Source organism: Pseudooceanicola algae (assembly GCF_003590145.2).
Taxonomy (GTDB): Bacteria; Pseudomonadota; Alphaproteobacteria; order Rhodobacterales; family Rhodobacteraceae; genus Pseudooceanicola; species Pseudooceanicola algae.
Genome location: NZ_CP060436.1, coordinates 2,306,404 through 2,320,854 on the forward strand (window position 1 = coordinate 2,306,404; position 14,451 = coordinate 2,320,854).

Consider the following 14,451-nt stretch of genomic DNA (forward strand, 5'->3'; position numbering starts at 1 on the left):
CTCGCTTCCAGCGGGCTCCAGCGACTTCCCCCGAAGGAACCGACCTTGGACCATACTTGTTTCGACTTCACCGAAATCTCTCCCGTCGACCGCTACCGCCTCATGGCCAATGCCGTGACCCCGCGCCCTGTGGCCTTCGTCACGACGCTCAGCGCCGAGGGCGTGCCGAACGCTGCGGCCTTTTCGTTCTTCGGGCTGCTCAGCCACGACCCGGCAACCCTGGCGATCGGGATCGAGCCGCGTGCGGACGGGCGGCGCAAGGACACGGCCGAGAATATCCTGCGCACCGGGGTCTTCACCGTCCATATCGCCGATGCTGCCCTTGCCGCGCAGATGGAGGCCTGTGGGGCACCGGTCGAACCGGGTGTCGACGAACTGGCCATGACCGGCCTTGCCACACTGCCGGGCGGCGCCATCGACGTGCCCCGCATCGCCGAGGCCCCCGTTGCCATGGAATGCCGCCTGCATAGCCAGATCCCGCTCGGCCCTGCCCGAGACGTGATCCTTGGCACCATCGAGCGTTTCTACCTGCGCGCCGATAGCCTCGACGCCCAAGGGCGGGTCGATCAGGACCGGCTGGACCCCATCGGGCGGGTCGGTGCGATGTCCTATTGCACGACGCGCGACCGTTTCCGCGTCTGAAGGCAGGTGGCAAACAGAGTCGTCTTCAAGGTCAGGCTCCTGCGCTGTTCATCCAAGGGGAACGGCGGCCTGCGTGATCAAAAACTACTTTATATCTGCAAGATATAGTGAATTCCGAAGGAAGAAGCGCCACGGCATGGGCGACAGAACAGGGCGGAAATCGGCTTGCATCCGCGCCATTCCCGGCACGACAATCTGCACATTTTCCCTTCTGACATGGCTATTGGCAGCGGATCACTTCGGCTCGCTGATATTTTGAGCAGTGCGCGCCCGCGCCTGCCCAATCGGCGGCACTGAATGAAATTCCCGAAAAAATAACTTTGAACTTGAAGAGATTCAGTACATGCATTTGCATATCTCTCAGATACCAACCCAATCCCAACAGGAGAGGACGCAAGATGAGCGCTCAGGATACACTGGCCCAACTGGCCACTTCGCTGCTTGACGGTTCGATCAAGGTCGTCGATTGCACCGCCCCCCTCGGCCCGGACACCCCGCTGCTGAAACTGCCCGACGAGATCGCGGACCAGACACCGCCGATCGAGATCCACAAGATTTCGGAATACGGTGACCGGGGTCCCTTCTGGGCCTGGAACTGGCTGAAGCTGGGCGAACATTCCGGCACCCATTACGACGCGCCGCACCACTGGGTGACCGGCAAGGACTTTCCCGACGGCTCGGTCGACACCATCGCGCCGCAGAACTTCGTGGCGCCGGCAAACGTGCTCGATTTTTCCAAGGAAGCGGCCGAAGATCCCGGCTTCCTGCTGACCGTCGACCATGTGAAGGCCTGGGAGGCCGAGCATGGCGAGATCGGAGAAGGCGAATGGGTACTCTTCCGCACGGATTGGGACCAGTACAACACCGATGAGGACAAGTTCCTGAACGTTGTCGGCGACAGCCCCGTCACACCCGGCCCGACCGCCGAGACCATCATCTATCTGATGGAAGAAAAGAAGGCGCTTGGCTGGGGATCCCAGTGCATCGGCACCGACGCGGGCGCCGCCGGCGGGTTCGAGATCCCCTTCCCTGCCCATAACCTGCTGCACAAGAACAACAAGTACGGCCTGGCGTCGCTGACCAACCTCAGCGAATTGCCGACCAAGGGCGCGATCCTGGTCACCGCACCGCTCAAGATCGTCAAGGGCACCGGGTCGCCGATCCGCGCCCTGGCACTTGTGCCCGGCGCGTAAGGACAGCCGCATGACCGCATCCGCAGATATCGCCATCGTCGGCTCCGGCATCAACGCGCTTGCCGCCGGGGCCATGCTGGCCCGGTCCGGCAAACGCGTCGCCGTCTTCGAACGCGCGCCGGTCGCGGGGGGCTGCATGCGGTCCGAAACCCTGGCCGAGGGGGTGACCTATGACCCCCTCGCCACCACCTTCGTGCTTTGGGTTACCGGGGCGGCGCATGGCGCGCTGGCCAAGAACCTGGAACGGCACGGGGTCGAATTCTGCACCACGGACACACCGACCGGCGTGCTGCTACCCGATGGCCGCGCACTGACCTACCGGATGGACCGCGCTGCCAATGTCGCGGCCTTCGAGGCGGAAGCGCCCGGTGACGGAAACCAGCTTGCCGCCGACCTGGACGCCTTCGGCGCGGATGCGGAACTGCTTTTCGGGCTGATGGGCGGCGACCCATGGTCACGCGCGACGGCGAAACTGTTGGGTCGCGAGGCCTGGAAGCGCAAGCCGCGCGGGCTGGCCACCACCATGGGCGGCGCCTTGCAAAGCATGCGCGGCTGGCTCGAAACCTCGTTTGACAGCGATCTCACCCATGCGCTCTGGGCACCGTGGTGCCTGCACGCGGGCCTCGGCCCGGAAGCGGCGTTTTCGGGCCAGATGGGCCAGGTCATCGGCTTCGCGCTGGAGGCCGCCGGCGCGCCCGTGATCAAGGGCGGCGCGGCCAACATGGTGCGCGGCCTGACCGCGATCATCGAAGAACACGGCGGCGAAATACGCTGCAACGCCGAGGTGACCCGGATCATCCGCGACGGCGACCGCGCCACCGGCCTGCGCCTGGCCTCCGGCGAAGAAATAACGGCCCCAATGGTGCTGGCCTCTGTCACCCCGAACCAGCTTTACCAGGACCTCGCCCCCACGCCCGAACGCAGGGATGACTTGCGCAAGTATCTATATGGAAAGGGAAATTTCCAGTTGCACTACCTTCTGAACGGGCCGGTGAACTGGAAGACCAAAGGGCTGGAAAACGTCCAGCTTCTGCACCTGACGCCGGGCCTCGACGGGGTCTCCAAAGCCGGGAACGAAGCCGAGCGCGGGATGCTGCCCGAGGTCCCGACGATCTGCGTCGGCCAGCCCTGCGCCGCCGATCCCAGCCGCGCGCCGAACGGTCAGACGGTGCTTTGGCTGCAAATGCCCGAAGCCCCCCGCCACGTGAAGGGCGACGCTGCCGGGCTGATCGAGGCACCCAGAGACGGCCAGTGGACAAGTACCCTGCGCGAAGCCTACGCCGACCGGATCGAGGCGATCCTGGCCAGCCATATCGACGGGTTTGCCGAGCAGGTCGTCACCCGTCGCGCGATCTCTCCGGCGGACCTCGAGGCCTATAACATCAACCTCGTCGGCGGTGATCCCTATGGCGGGTCCTGCGCGCTGGACCAGTTCTTTCTCTGGCGGCCCTTCGCGGACAGCGTCCGGCATGAGACCGGCCTGAAGGGGCTGTACCATATCGGCGCCTCGACCCATCCGGGGCCGGGTCTTTCGGGCGGCTCGGGCTTCCTTGTCGCCAAGGAGCTTGGCGCATGATCGACCATTCTGACGAGCTTGAGGAGTTCACGCCCTACCTGATGAACCGCATCATCGCGCGGTATAACAAGGGGGTTGAAGCCGCGCTGAAGGACGCCGGGGTTTCCGTGGCCCAGATGCGCGCGCTGGCCGTCCTGGCGGAAAGCGGCACCTGCACGATCACCGAGCTTTCGGTGATGACGGTCATCAAGCAATCCACCCTGTCGCGCACCCTGGACACGATGAAGCGCGCCGGCCTGATCCAGCGCCAGGCGCAAGACGGGGACAGCCGCTTTCGCCTGATCAGCCTGACCGATGCCGGGCGCGCCGCCTATGACGCCGGCTGGCCCGCGATGGGCCGCATGAAGGACACGATGCTCAAGGCCCTGACCCCGGCCGAGCAGGACGAATTCAACCGGATGCTGCTTAAAATCCTCGTGGACATCCGGCACCACGATTTCTGACAAGGAGACCACCGATGGCCGAAAGATCATTCGCCAAGGAAGTCCAGAAACTGAAGATGGGTGAGGGGGAAACCTTCACCGGCGAGGGCATTCTTGCCATTACCAAGGCCCTGCTTGAAAACGGCGTCGGCTACGTGGGCGGCTACCAGGGCTCGCCGATCTCGCACCTGATGGACGTGCTGTCGGACGCGCAGGAGATCCTGGGCGAACTGGGGGTACATTTCGAGGCCTCGGCTTCGGAGGCCACCGCCACCGCGATGCTGGCCGCTTCGGTGCATTACCCGATCCGGGGCGCGGTGACCTACAAGTCCGTCGTCGGCACCAACGTCGCCTCGGATGCGCTGTCGAACCTGGCCTCGGGCGGTGTGACCGGCGGGGCACTGATCATCGTGGGCGAGGATTACGGCGAAGGTTCCTCGATCATGCAGGAGCGCACCTATGCCTTCGCGATGAAAAGCCAGGTATGGATGCTGGATCCCCGGCCCAACCTGCCCGCCATCGTCAAGGCCGTGGGCGATGGTTTCGAACTGTCGGAAGCCACCAACACGCCGATCATGCTGCAGGTCGGCATCCGGTCCTGCCACGTGCACGGGCATTTCACCGCTGCCGACAACAAGCGCCCCACGCAGACGGTCTCCGAGGCGCTGGAAAACCCGCGCCGCAAGCTGGACCGGATCGTGTTGCCCCCGGCGACCTACCTGCACGAGGCCGAGAAGCTGACCAAGCGCAAGCCCGCCGCCGAGCAGTTCATCCTGGAGCGCGGCATCAACGAACGCTTTGGTGCGCCCGCCTCCAGGGTTGGCCTGATCATCCAGGGCGGCACCTACAACACCGTCATCCGGGCCCTGAACCGACTGGGTCTTGCCGACCTCTACGGCGATACGGATGTCGATATCCTGTGCCTAAACTGTGTCTACCCGCTGGTCGACAGCCAGATCGTGGATTTCTGCGACGGCAAGGACGCGGTGCTGATCGTCGAGGAAGGCCACCCCAATTACATCGAACAGCAGATCGCCCACATGCTGTATCAAAAGGGCAAATCGGTAAAGCTGGAGGGCAAGGGCAAGCTGCCCATGGGCGGCGAATACACCGGTCAGGTGATGGTCGACGGTCTGGGCGCCTTCTTCAGCGAACACGCCCCGGGTCTTCTGCCGGTCGCCAAGGTGGCGACGAACGAAGAACCCATCGCCATCCCGGATCTGTCCGGCACCCTGCCCGCCCGCCCGCCGGGCTTCTGCACCGGCTGCCCGGAACGCCCGATCTTTGCCGCCACCAAGCTGGTCGAGGAAGAACTGGGCGAACATCACATCTCTTCCGATATCGGCTGTCACCTCTTCTCGATCATGCCGCCCTTCGACCTTGGGGCGACGACCATGGGCTACGGCCTTGGCCCGGCCTCTGCCGCCGCCTTCCATAACGAGGACAAGAAGGGCCGCCGCGCGATCTCCTTCGTCGGGGATGGCGGGTTCTGGCACAATGGCCTGACGTCTTCGGTCGGGAACGCGGTCTTCAACAAGTCCGACAACGTGATTGTCATCGTCGACAACTTCTATTCGGCGGCGACCGGCGGGCAGGACATCCTGTCGTCACGGGCAGACAACAAGACCAAGCAGACCCAGAACTCCATCGTGGATGCCTGCAAGGGCATGGGCGTGAAGTGGATCCGCCAGATCGACCACACCTATGACGTGACCAAGGTGCGCGACACGCTGAAAGAGGCGCTGAGCACCGAAGAGGAAGGTCCGAAGGTCATCGTCGCCTCTTCCGAATGCATGCTGAACAAGCAGCGGCGGGTAAAGCCGCAACTGGCCAAGGCCGCCAAGGAGGGCAAGCGCGTCATCCGCCCGCGTTTCGGCGTGGACGAGGATATCTGCACCGGCGATCACGCCTGCATGCGGCTGTCCGGCTGTCCGTCGCTGTCGGTGAAGGACACCGGCGACCCCCTGCGGGACGATCCCGTGGCCGCCATCGACCAGACCTGCGTCGGCTGCGGCAATTGTGGCGAAGTGGCGGATGCCGCCGTCCTGTGCCCTTCGTTCTACCAGGCCGAGATCGTGTCGAACCCCACCGATGGCGAAAAACGTCGCGCGACCCGCGCGCACAAGGTCATCTCCTGGCTGCAAACCCGCCGTGACGCCAAGCGCGTCGCCTTTGCCTGAGGACACGCCCATGAACATGCCAGTCCAACAACCGATCATCGCCCGCCGTTCGCCCGGTCCCGACGGGGAAAAGGTCATCACCCTCGCCGCGCTCGCCGTCGGCGGGCAGGGCGGCGGCGTCCTGACCAACTGGATCGTCGCCGTGGCCGAAGCAAACGGCTATCGTGCGCAATCGACCTCGGTCGCCGGGGTCGCGCAGCGGACCGGCGCGACGATCTATTACATCGAGATGTGCCGCGACACAGGCCGGATGCCGGTTTTTGCGCTGTCGCCCTCGATCGGCGATGTGGATATCCTGATGGCGTCTGAACTGATGGAAGGCGGCCGGGCAATCATGCGCGGCTTCGTCACGCCGGGCCGCACCACGCTGATCGCTTCGACCCACCGCATTGCCTCGGTCTCTGAAAAGGTTGCCCCCGGCGACGGGCGCGCCGACAGTGCCGAGGTGATCGCAGCCATGGGTCTTGCCGCCGATCACACCGTCGCCTTCGACATGGAGACGGTCGCAAAGCAGGCCGGATCGGTCATCTCGTCCTCCCTGCTGGGCGCGCTTGCCGGCTCCGGCGCCCTGCCCTTCCCGCGTGAAAGCTACGAAGAGGTCATCCGCGCCTCTGGTCGCGGGGTCGCGGCCTCGCTGCGCAGTTTCGCCGCGGCCTACGACATTGCCACCGGGGCAAAGCCCGCGCCCGAGACGCCCGAAACCCCGGTCCGGCCGGTGCCGGTGCTGAACGTCCCCGAAAAGCTTCGGGCGGACTGGGCAAAGGTCGAAACCCGCGTCGTCGCCCTGCCAGCCGAGGTGCAGGACATGACCGGCCTCGGCATCAAGAAGGTCGTCGATTATCAGGACGTGGCCTACGGCGCCCAATACCTCGACATGGTCGAACAGGCGCTGGCGCTGGATGCCGCGCCCTACGATCTGACCATCGCCGCCGCCAAGTATTGCGCCCGCGCGCTTTGCTACGACGACCTGCCCCGCGTGGCGGATATCAAGACACGCGCCTCGCGGTTCGATCGTGTGCGCGACGAGGTCGTCGTGAAGGATGACCAGGTCATGATGCTGACCGAATATTTCCACCCGCGGTACGAGGAATTCGCAGCCTCCATGCCGAAGGGCCTCGGGCGCTGGCTTCAGAAGCGCAAGGGGCTCGAGGCCTTCTATGGCAAGCATTTCGACAAGGGGCGCCGGATCCGCACCGACTCCCTGACCGGGTTTCTGATGCTCTGGATCGTGTCCTCGCTGCGCCCGATCCGCCGCCGCCTGCTGCGGCACGAGGCCGAGATGGCCCATGTCGACGCCTGGTTCGCCAGGGTACTGGACACCGCCCCCACGGACCGCGCCCTTGCGACCGAGGTGCTGGGCAATTACCGGCTGATCAAGGGCTATTCGGACACCCATCTGCGCGGCCATTCAAAGTTCGCGCGGGTGATGTCCGCCCTCGATCTGCTTGAGGGGCGCGAGGACGCCGCCGACTGGATGCGCCGCCTGCGCACCGCCGCACTGGATGACGTCAAGGGAGAGAAGCTGGACGGGGCGCTTGCCACCGTGCGCAGCTTCGCAGGGTGACCCATGGCTGATCCGATCCTCATCATCGGCGCCGGGATCAACGGCCTTGTTGCCGCCGCCGATCTGGCCGCGCGGGGCAAGCCCGTCCGCGTGCTGGAACGTGGCCCCACTCCGGGTGGCGCCGTACGGACCGAGGAGCTGACGCTGCCCGGTTTCCGACACGACGTGGCGGCGATGAACCTGTCGATGTTCGCAGGCTCCGCCTTCATGGCGAAGCACGGCGACGAGATGGCGAAACACGGCATGGCGTTCGTGCCCATCGACCGCCCCTTTGCCCAGGCGATGGAACCCGGAGACCATCTTGGCGTCACGACGAACCCCGAAGAAACCCTCGCCACCTTCGCGTCAGCGGCCGACAAGGCGACCTGGCAGGCCCTGATGCAGGATTTTCCCGCCCGCGCCGGTGTCCTCGGCGGCCTGCTTGGCACGCCGATTCAGCGCGGACCGCTGGCGAAATTCCTGTGGAAGACATGGCGGCGCCTCGGTACCGCAGGCAGTCTGGAGATCGCCCAGTTCCTGATGTCCTCACCGCGCGACTGGCTTGAACAGACCTTCGAGGATCCCCGCCTGCGGACCGCCCTGTCGACCTGGGGAATGCATCTTGATTTCGCGCCCGACATCGCGGGCGGGGCGATCTTTCCCTACCTCGAGGCGATGGGGGGACAGGCCATGGGCATGGTCATCGGCAAGGGCGGCGCGGATGTCGCGACCCGCGCGCTGGTGGCGATGATCGAAGCCCACGGTGGACGTGTCACCTGCAATTGCGAGGTTTCGCAGATCCTGCACCGGGCCGGCAAGGCCACCGGAGTGATCGCCAATGGCGAAACCATCGCGGCTACCACGATCCTTGCAGGCCTCGCGCCCAAGCACCTGTCCGGGATGATCGGCGACAGCGGCAGCACCGGTTTTGATCGCGGGATGAAGACCTTTCGCCACGCGCCCGGCACGATGATGCTGCACCTTGCGCTCGACGGGCCGGTGCCATGGCTGGCGCCCGAGCTGAACCGTTTTGCCTATGTCCATGTGGGCCGTTCCATAGACACGGCGGCGCGCACCTATGCGCAGGCCAAGGCCGGGCTGCTGCCCGACACGCCATTGTTGGTAGTGGGTCAGCCCTCGGTCTTCGATCCCAGCCGCGCGCCGGAGGGCAAGCAGGTGCTCTGGGTGCAGGCCCGCGTGGTCCCGGCCGAGATCTCCGGCGACGCGAAGGGCGAGATCACCGCGCGGGACTGGCAGGACGCCAGGGCGCCGATGACCGAGCGCATCCTTGACCTTATCGAGGAGCAGGCCCCCGGACTGCGCGACCGCATCCTTGCCGCCACGGCGGTGTCCCCGCTGGAGCTTGAGGCCGAAAACCCCAACCTCGTCGGTGGCGACCAGATCTGCGGCTCGCACCACCTGACGCAGAACTTCCTGTTCCGCCCCGTGCGTGGCTTTGCCGATGGCCGCACCCCGATCTCGGGTCTGCGGATGATCGGCGCGGCCTGCTGGCCGGGCGCCGGGACCGGCGCGGGCTCCGGCTTCTTTGCGGCGCAGGCAATCAGGTAGGCAGGAGCATCCGGATTTCTTGCCCATCGCCTTCAGATTTTTCTTTAACTATAAACTTTTTAAGTCAAAACTAAATATGAAAGGCCGAGTCCGGCAAACCGGGCCGCATCACACCAACAGGAGTTCGTCACATGAAAGACTTCAGCAAACTCAGCCGTCGCGGTTTTCTCGGCGCCTCTGCCGCGCTCACGGCGCTGGTCGCCAGTGGTATTCCCGCCATGGCGCAGGATGGCAGCAACCTGACCATCGCCTATAACCTCCCGGTGCAAAGCTGGGATCCCACCACTGGGCCGGCGGCCGTCAACCCGGCGCTGCAATCGGTCTACCTGGCCGTTTTCGACCGCTTCATCGGGCAGGCGCCGGACCTGTCCTTTGAACCGGGCCTGCTGACCGACTGGAGCTTCAGCGAGGACAAGTCCACCATCACCATGACCGTCCGCGACGGCGTGAAATGGCACGATGGCACCGATCTGACCCCGGAAGACGTGGTCTGGTCGCTGGAACGTGCGGCCAGCCCGGACACCGGCAACCCCATGCAATTCGTCTGGGGCAAGATCGGAAACTTTTCGGTCGACGGCCAGGTGATCACCGCGGATGTGCTGGAATTCGAACCTGCGCTGTTCAAGTGGATGGCCTTCCTGACCGCCTTCGTCCTGCCCAAGGCCTATTACGAAGAGGTCGGCGCCGAAGGCTTTGAAACCGCCCCGATCGGCACCGGTCCCTACATGGTCGACGCCTTCGAACAGGGGGCCTATGTGCGCCTGAAGGCCTTCCCCGACTACTGGGGCGAGGCGCCCGAATTCGAGACCGTGACGATCAAGTTCGTCACCGATTCCGCCTCTCGCGTGGCCGAGATCGAATCCGGCAATTCCGACATCACCACCAATATCCCCTACGAGGAATACGACCGCCTGATCGCCAAGGACGGGCTGTCGGGCGAGGCCGTTCCGATCACCGATATCGGCATGATCTTCCTGAACGACATCGAGGTGATGACCGACAAGAACGTGCGTCTTGCCGCCCATCATGCCATCGACAAGCAATTGATCATCGACCGCCTTCTGCGCGGCTACGGCGTGCCGCTTTCGACCCTCGAGGCCCCCGGCTATGCCGCCTACGACGACAGTATCGTAGTCGAATACGATCCCGAAAAATCCGTGGAATTGCTGGCGGCCTCCGGCTATTCGACCGACAACCCCGTGACCTTCACCATCCAGACGACCCGTGGCTTCAAGCCCAAGGACTACGAGATGATCCAGGCCATCGTCGGCATGTGGCGCAAGGTCGGCATCGAGGCCGAGATCGAAGTCTACGAAATCGCCAAGCATTACGAGCTGCGCGCGACCGATACCCTGGCGCCGGCGGCCTTCTACAACTGGGGGAACTCCATCGGCGATCCCTCGACCTCGACCGGGTTCTCGATGTTCGGACCTTCGCCCCACGCGGTCTGGGACACCCAGGACCTGGTGGAAAAGATCGGCCCGCTGTTCGTCGAAGCCGATGAAGACAAGCGGATCCAGGGCTTCAAGGACGTGTCGAAGTACATCGCGGAAGAGGGCTACGTCATCCCACTGCTGCAATACGTGATGCCGATCGTCTATGCCTCGGATCTTGCGGTCACGCCCTATACCTCTGGCGATCTGTTGCCGCAGGCCGTTTCCAAACCCTGATCCCCAACGCCCAGGACATGGCCCGGACCGAGCACCGCATCGGTCCGGGCCCCTTAATTTCCCGAGGTTCCCATGCTTCTCAGAACCGTGTTGATCCGGTTGCTGACCACCGCCATCACCCTTTTCGGTGTGGCTGTCGTGGTCTTTACCCTGGTCCGCGTCGCCCCCGGCAACCCCATTGCCATGATGCTGCCCCCGGGCGCCACCGAACAGGATATCGCCAATCTCACGGCGCTTTACGGTTTCGACAAGAGCCTTCCTCATCAGTTCGTCATCTGGCTGAGCGGCGTGGTCCAGGGCGATTTCGGGACCTCGATCACCCTGCGCCGTCCCGTGTCGGACCTGGTGCTCAGCCGGCTGCCCGCGACGCTGGAACTGTCGGTCATGGCGCTGCTGATCGCCGTGGCGCTTGGCGGGCTGGTGGCGGTGCTGGGGGCGCGGCGCCGCAATTCCGCGACCGAGGTCGGGCTGGACCTTGGCAGCGGCGCGGTGCTGTCGATCCCGGATTTCCTCTGGGGGCTGATCTTCGTGCTGCTGTTCGGGGTGCTCTGGCCTGTGCTGTCGATTTCCGGCCGCATAGATCCGCGGATCGCGTTCGATTTCACCACGAATTACTATTTACTTGAAGGATTGCTGCGCGGGCGCTTCGATGTCGTCGGTTCGACCCTTGGGCATATGCTGATGCCGGCCATGTCGCTGGCCCTGCCCCTGGCGGCGATGATTGCCCAGCTTCTCAAGCAGAACCTGAAGGAAGAGCTGCTGAAGGATTACACCACGTTGACGCGGGTGCGGGGCTTTACCGAAACCGCCGTGATCCTGCGCGAGGCGCTGCGCAATGCCGCCCTGCCCACGCTGGCGCTGGTGGGAGTGCAATTCACCTTCCTGATCGGGGGCACGGTGATCGTCGAACGGCTTTTCGCCTACGAAGGCCTTGGAAACATGGCCATCGACGCGGTGATCAACCGCGACCTGCCGCTGATCCAGGGCATCGTCATGCTGTTCGCGGCACTGTTCATCGTGATCAACCTTGCCGTCGATCTTTCCTATACCCTTCTGAACCCGAGGCTTCGTCATGGCTGATATCACCGCCGCGCCCCGCCGACGCCGCAGCGCGGGCAAGGGGCTGAACCTGCGTCTCTGGCTGCCGCTGAGCTGGATCGTGATCCTGATCTGCGCCGCCGTCTTCGCGCCGCTGGTCGCGCCGCAGGATCCATTGATGCAGGACCTGATGATGGAGCGCCTGCCGCCCTTCTTCATGCAAGGGGCAGAACCGGGTTTCTGGCTGGGCACCGACAGTCTGGGGCGCGATGTCCTGTCGCGCATGATCTACGGCGCGCGGATCGCGCTGTTCGTCAGCGTGATCGCCGCCACGACGACCTGCGTCTTCGGCTCCGCGCTCGGCCTGCTGGCGGGCTACTACGGCGGTTGGTGGGATCGCGTGATCTCGCGGCTGGTCGACATATGGATGGCCTTCCCGCCGGTGCTGTTCGCCGTGCTGCTGGTGGCGGTCATGGGCACCGGGCTGACGTCGGTCATCGCCGCCATCGCCCTGATCGACTGGACCCGCTTTGCCCGCGTCATCCGGGCCGAAACCATGGTGCAGGCGCGCATGGACTATGTCGACTCTGCCCGCATCGGCGGGGCCCGGCGTCTGGCCACGCTGGTGACCGAAATCCTGCCGAACGTCCTGCCGACCATCATCGCCTTGCTGATGCTGGAAATGGGCATCGCCATCATCGTCGAGGCGATCCTGAGCTTCGTGAACCTGTCGATCTCGTCGGACGATCCCACCTGGGGGTCCATGATTGCCGAAGGGCGCGGCGCGATCCACTTTGCCTGGTGGGTGCTCCTGTTCCCGCTGATCGCGCTGTTCTTCAGTGTCCTCAGCTTTTCGACCCTGGGCGAAGGCCTGAAGAAACGTTTCGACCCGGTGCTGCAATGAACGATCAAACCACCTCCCGCCCCGCGCTTGAGATCATCGACCTGTCGATCGCCCTGCCGAACGGGGTCCGCCTGCTGCGCGACGTCTCGCTGACGCTGCACCCCGGCGAGGTGCGCGCCCTGGTCGGGGAAAGCGGCGCGGGCAAGTCGATGATCGGCAAGACGGTGCTGGGCATCCTGCCCGACACGCTGAAACGCAGCCAGGGCGAGATCATCTTGGAAGGCCAGCACCTGAACATGATGACCGCCTGGACCCGCCGCCAGACGGTGGCCGAGGTCACGGCGCTGATCCCGCAGGACCCGCTGACGGCGCTGAACCCACTGCGCAAGATCGGCCCGCAGATCGTCGATCCGCTGATCCGAATCCGCGGCTGGGACAAGGGCCGTGCCCGCGCCCGCGCGCTGGAATTGCTGGAGCGCGTGCATATCCGCGACCCCGAGCGTGTCATGCAAAGCTATCCACATGAGCTGTCCGGCGGGATGCGCCAGCGCATCCTGATCGCGGCGGCCTTCGCGCCCGCGCCCCGGCTGATCGTCGCGGATGAACCCACCACGGCGCTGGATGTGACCGTACAGAAGGAGATCCTGAAGCTGATCCGCGAGTTGCAGAAGGAAACCGGCACCGCTGTCCTGTTCGTCACCCATGACATGGGGGTGGTCGCCAAGATCTCTCAGCAGGTCACGGTGCTTTTCGCGGGCAAGGTGATGGAGGACGCCCCGACGCGGGACATCTTCACCAACCCCGCGCATCCCTATACCCGCGCGCTGATCGCGGCGACGCCCAGTTCCGCCGATCTCGACCGCCCGTTCAGCCCGGTCCCGCCCGAGCTTATCGCGGATCTGCATGCTCAGGTCGTCCGGGATGACGCCCTTTGGCAGGGAGGCAAAAGATGACCGCTCTCTTCTCTATCCGTGATCTGCATCTCTCTTTCCCGGATCGGGGCCGCAAGCCGCTGTTCGGCCCGGCCCCCCGGATCGAGGTCCTGAAGGGCCTGACGCTGGACATTCCCGAAGGCCGGATCACCGGGATCGTCGGGGAATCCGGGTCGGGGAAATCGACTTTCGGACGGGTCCTCGTGCGTCTGCTCGACCCGGATGCGGGACAGGTGCTGTTTGACGGCAAGGACATCGCCAGCCTCGGCGAACAAGCGCTCCTGCCCCTGCGCCGCGATCTTCAGATGATCTTTCAGGACCCGATGTCGTCGCTGAACCCGCGCCACAGGGTCTGGCGGCTGATTGCCCAACCGCTCAGGCGTTACGGGCGCGGCGGCACCAGGGGTCAGGCGATCGAGGCACTGGCCCGCGTCGGCCTGCCCGCCGCCTTCGCGGATCGCTATCCGCACCAGTTGTCCGGTGGCCAGCGACAGCGGGTCGGCATTGCCCGCGCCATCGCGCTGGAGCCGCGCTTCATCCTGGCGGATGAGATCGTCTCGGGTCTCGACGTGTCCAGCCAGGCACAGGTGCTGATGCTGCTCAAGAGCCTGGCGCAGGAAATGGGCCTGACCGTGGCCTTCATCAGCCATGATCTTTCGGTAATCCGCCACCTGTGCGACGACGTCATCGTGCTGAACCACGGAGAGATCGTCGACGCGGGCCCCGTGGCCGAGGTTTTCGAGAACCCGCGATCCGATGTCACCCGCAAACTGCTTTCGGCGATCCCCCTGCCGGAAATGGACGATAGCTGGTTCGACGCCTGAGGCGCCTTGCGGGTCAGG

Annotated in this window: 12 protein-coding genes; all 12 read left to right on the forward strand. The window is 64.8% G+C overall.

From position 1 onward, the window contains the following. The first annotated feature begins 45 nt into the window (after window positions 1–45). The 12 genes from PSAL_RS10805 to PSAL_RS10860 all read left to right on the forward strand — a co-directional run bounded on the left by PSAL_RS10805 (window position 46) and on the right by PSAL_RS10860 (window position 14,433). Entirely contained in the window at window positions 46–642 is a 597-nt protein-coding gene (locus PSAL_RS10805; RefSeq protein ID WP_196941846.1) for a flavin reductase family protein, read from the forward strand. A 398-nt stretch (window positions 643–1,040) separates the two neighbouring features. Then, window positions 1,041–1,835 (forward strand): cyclase family protein, encoded by a 795-nt coding sequence (locus PSAL_RS10810; protein WP_119837724.1) that lies wholly within the window; start codon window positions 1,041–1,043, stop codon window positions 1,833–1,835. Between the two features lie 10 nt (window positions 1,836–1,845). Further along, window positions 1,846–3,411, forward strand: a complete 1,566-nt coding sequence (locus PSAL_RS10815; RefSeq protein ID WP_119837723.1) for a phytoene desaturase family protein — start codon at window positions 1,846–1,848, stop codon at window positions 3,409–3,411. After that, entirely contained in the window at window positions 3,408–3,854 is a 447-nt protein-coding gene (locus tag PSAL_RS10820) for a MarR family winged helix-turn-helix transcriptional regulator (protein WP_119837722.1), read from the forward strand. The genes PSAL_RS10815 and PSAL_RS10820 overlap by 4 nt, the downstream gene beginning before the upstream one ends. Before the next feature lie 14 nt (window positions 3,855–3,868). Continuing rightward, window positions 3,869–6,013 (forward strand): thiamine pyrophosphate-dependent enzyme, encoded by a 2,145-nt coding sequence (locus PSAL_RS10825; RefSeq protein ID WP_119837721.1) that lies wholly within the window; start codon window positions 3,869–3,871, stop codon window positions 6,011–6,013. 10 nt (window positions 6,014–6,023) lie between these two features. Beyond that, window positions 6,024–7,577, forward strand: a complete 1,554-nt coding sequence (locus PSAL_RS10830; RefSeq protein ID WP_331274405.1) for an indolepyruvate oxidoreductase subunit beta family protein — start codon at window positions 6,024–6,026, stop codon at window positions 7,575–7,577. 3 nt (window positions 7,578–7,580) lie between these two features. Then, complete coding sequence (locus PSAL_RS10835) at window positions 7,581–9,125, forward strand: phytoene desaturase family protein (RefSeq protein ID WP_119837720.1); 1,545 nt, start codon at window positions 7,581–7,583, stop codon at window positions 9,123–9,125. A gap of 131 nt (window positions 9,126–9,256) precedes the next feature. Further along, a complete protein-coding gene (locus PSAL_RS10840) occupies window positions 9,257–10,795 on the forward strand; it encodes an ABC transporter substrate-binding protein (protein ID WP_119837719.1) in 1,539 nt (512 codons plus the stop codon). A gap of 72 nt (window positions 10,796–10,867) precedes the next feature. Continuing rightward, the gene (locus PSAL_RS10845; RefSeq protein WP_119837718.1) at window positions 10,868–11,875 is read left to right on the forward strand and encodes an ABC transporter permease; all 1,008 of its coding nucleotides are present in this window, start codon (window positions 10,868–10,870) and stop codon (window positions 11,873–11,875) included. Then, window positions 11,868–12,737 carry an ABC transporter permease gene (locus PSAL_RS10850; protein WP_119837717.1) on the forward strand — a complete coding sequence of 290 codons (870 nt, stop codon included), beginning with the start codon at window positions 11,868–11,870 and terminating at the stop codon, window positions 12,735–12,737. The genes PSAL_RS10845 and PSAL_RS10850 overlap by 8 nt, the downstream gene beginning before the upstream one ends. Next, a complete protein-coding gene (locus tag PSAL_RS10855) occupies window positions 12,734–13,630 on the forward strand; it encodes an ABC transporter ATP-binding protein (RefSeq protein WP_119837716.1) in 897 nt (298 codons plus the stop codon). The genes PSAL_RS10850 and PSAL_RS10855 overlap by 4 nt, the downstream gene beginning before the upstream one ends. Then, a complete protein-coding gene (locus PSAL_RS10860) occupies window positions 13,627–14,433 on the forward strand; it encodes an ABC transporter ATP-binding protein (RefSeq protein ID WP_119837715.1) in 807 nt (268 codons plus the stop codon). The genes PSAL_RS10855 and PSAL_RS10860 overlap by 4 nt, the downstream gene beginning before the upstream one ends. Window positions 14,434–14,451: the final 18 nt, after the last annotated feature.

What these genes read in the sequence shown, in the direction of transcription:
- PSAL_RS10820 (WP_119837722.1), top strand. Translation starts at nt 3,408, where the DNA reads ATGATCGACCATTCTGACGAGCTTGAGGAGTTCACGCCCTACCTGATG.
- PSAL_RS10850 (WP_119837717.1), top strand. Translation starts at nt 11,868, where the DNA reads ATGGCTGATATCACCGCCGCGCCCCGCCGACGCCGCAGCGCGGGCAAG.
- PSAL_RS10860 (WP_119837715.1), top strand. Translation starts at nt 13,627, where the DNA reads ATGACCGCTCTCTTCTCTATCCGTGATCTGCATCTCTCTTTCCCGGAT.
- PSAL_RS10825 (WP_119837721.1), top strand. Translation starts at nt 3,869, where the DNA reads ATGGCCGAAAGATCATTCGCCAAGGAAGTCCAGAAACTGAAGATGGGT.
- PSAL_RS10810 (WP_119837724.1), top strand. Translation starts at nt 1,041, where the DNA reads ATGAGCGCTCAGGATACACTGGCCCAACTGGCCACTTCGCTGCTTGAC.
- PSAL_RS10845 (WP_119837718.1), top strand. Translation starts at nt 10,868, where the DNA reads ATGCTTCTCAGAACCGTGTTGATCCGGTTGCTGACCACCGCCATCACC.
- PSAL_RS10840 (WP_119837719.1), top strand. Translation starts at nt 9,257, where the DNA reads ATGAAAGACTTCAGCAAACTCAGCCGTCGCGGTTTTCTCGGCGCCTCT.
- PSAL_RS10855 (WP_119837716.1), top strand. Translation starts at nt 12,734, where the DNA reads ATGAACGATCAAACCACCTCCCGCCCCGCGCTTGAGATCATCGACCTG.
- PSAL_RS10830 (WP_331274405.1), top strand. Translation starts at nt 6,024, where the DNA reads ATGAACATGCCAGTCCAACAACCGATCATCGCCCGCCGTTCGCCCGGT.
- PSAL_RS10815 (WP_119837723.1), top strand. Translation starts at nt 1,846, where the DNA reads ATGACCGCATCCGCAGATATCGCCATCGTCGGCTCCGGCATCAACGCG.
- PSAL_RS10835 (WP_119837720.1), top strand. Translation starts at nt 7,581, where the DNA reads ATGGCTGATCCGATCCTCATCATCGGCGCCGGGATCAACGGCCTTGTT.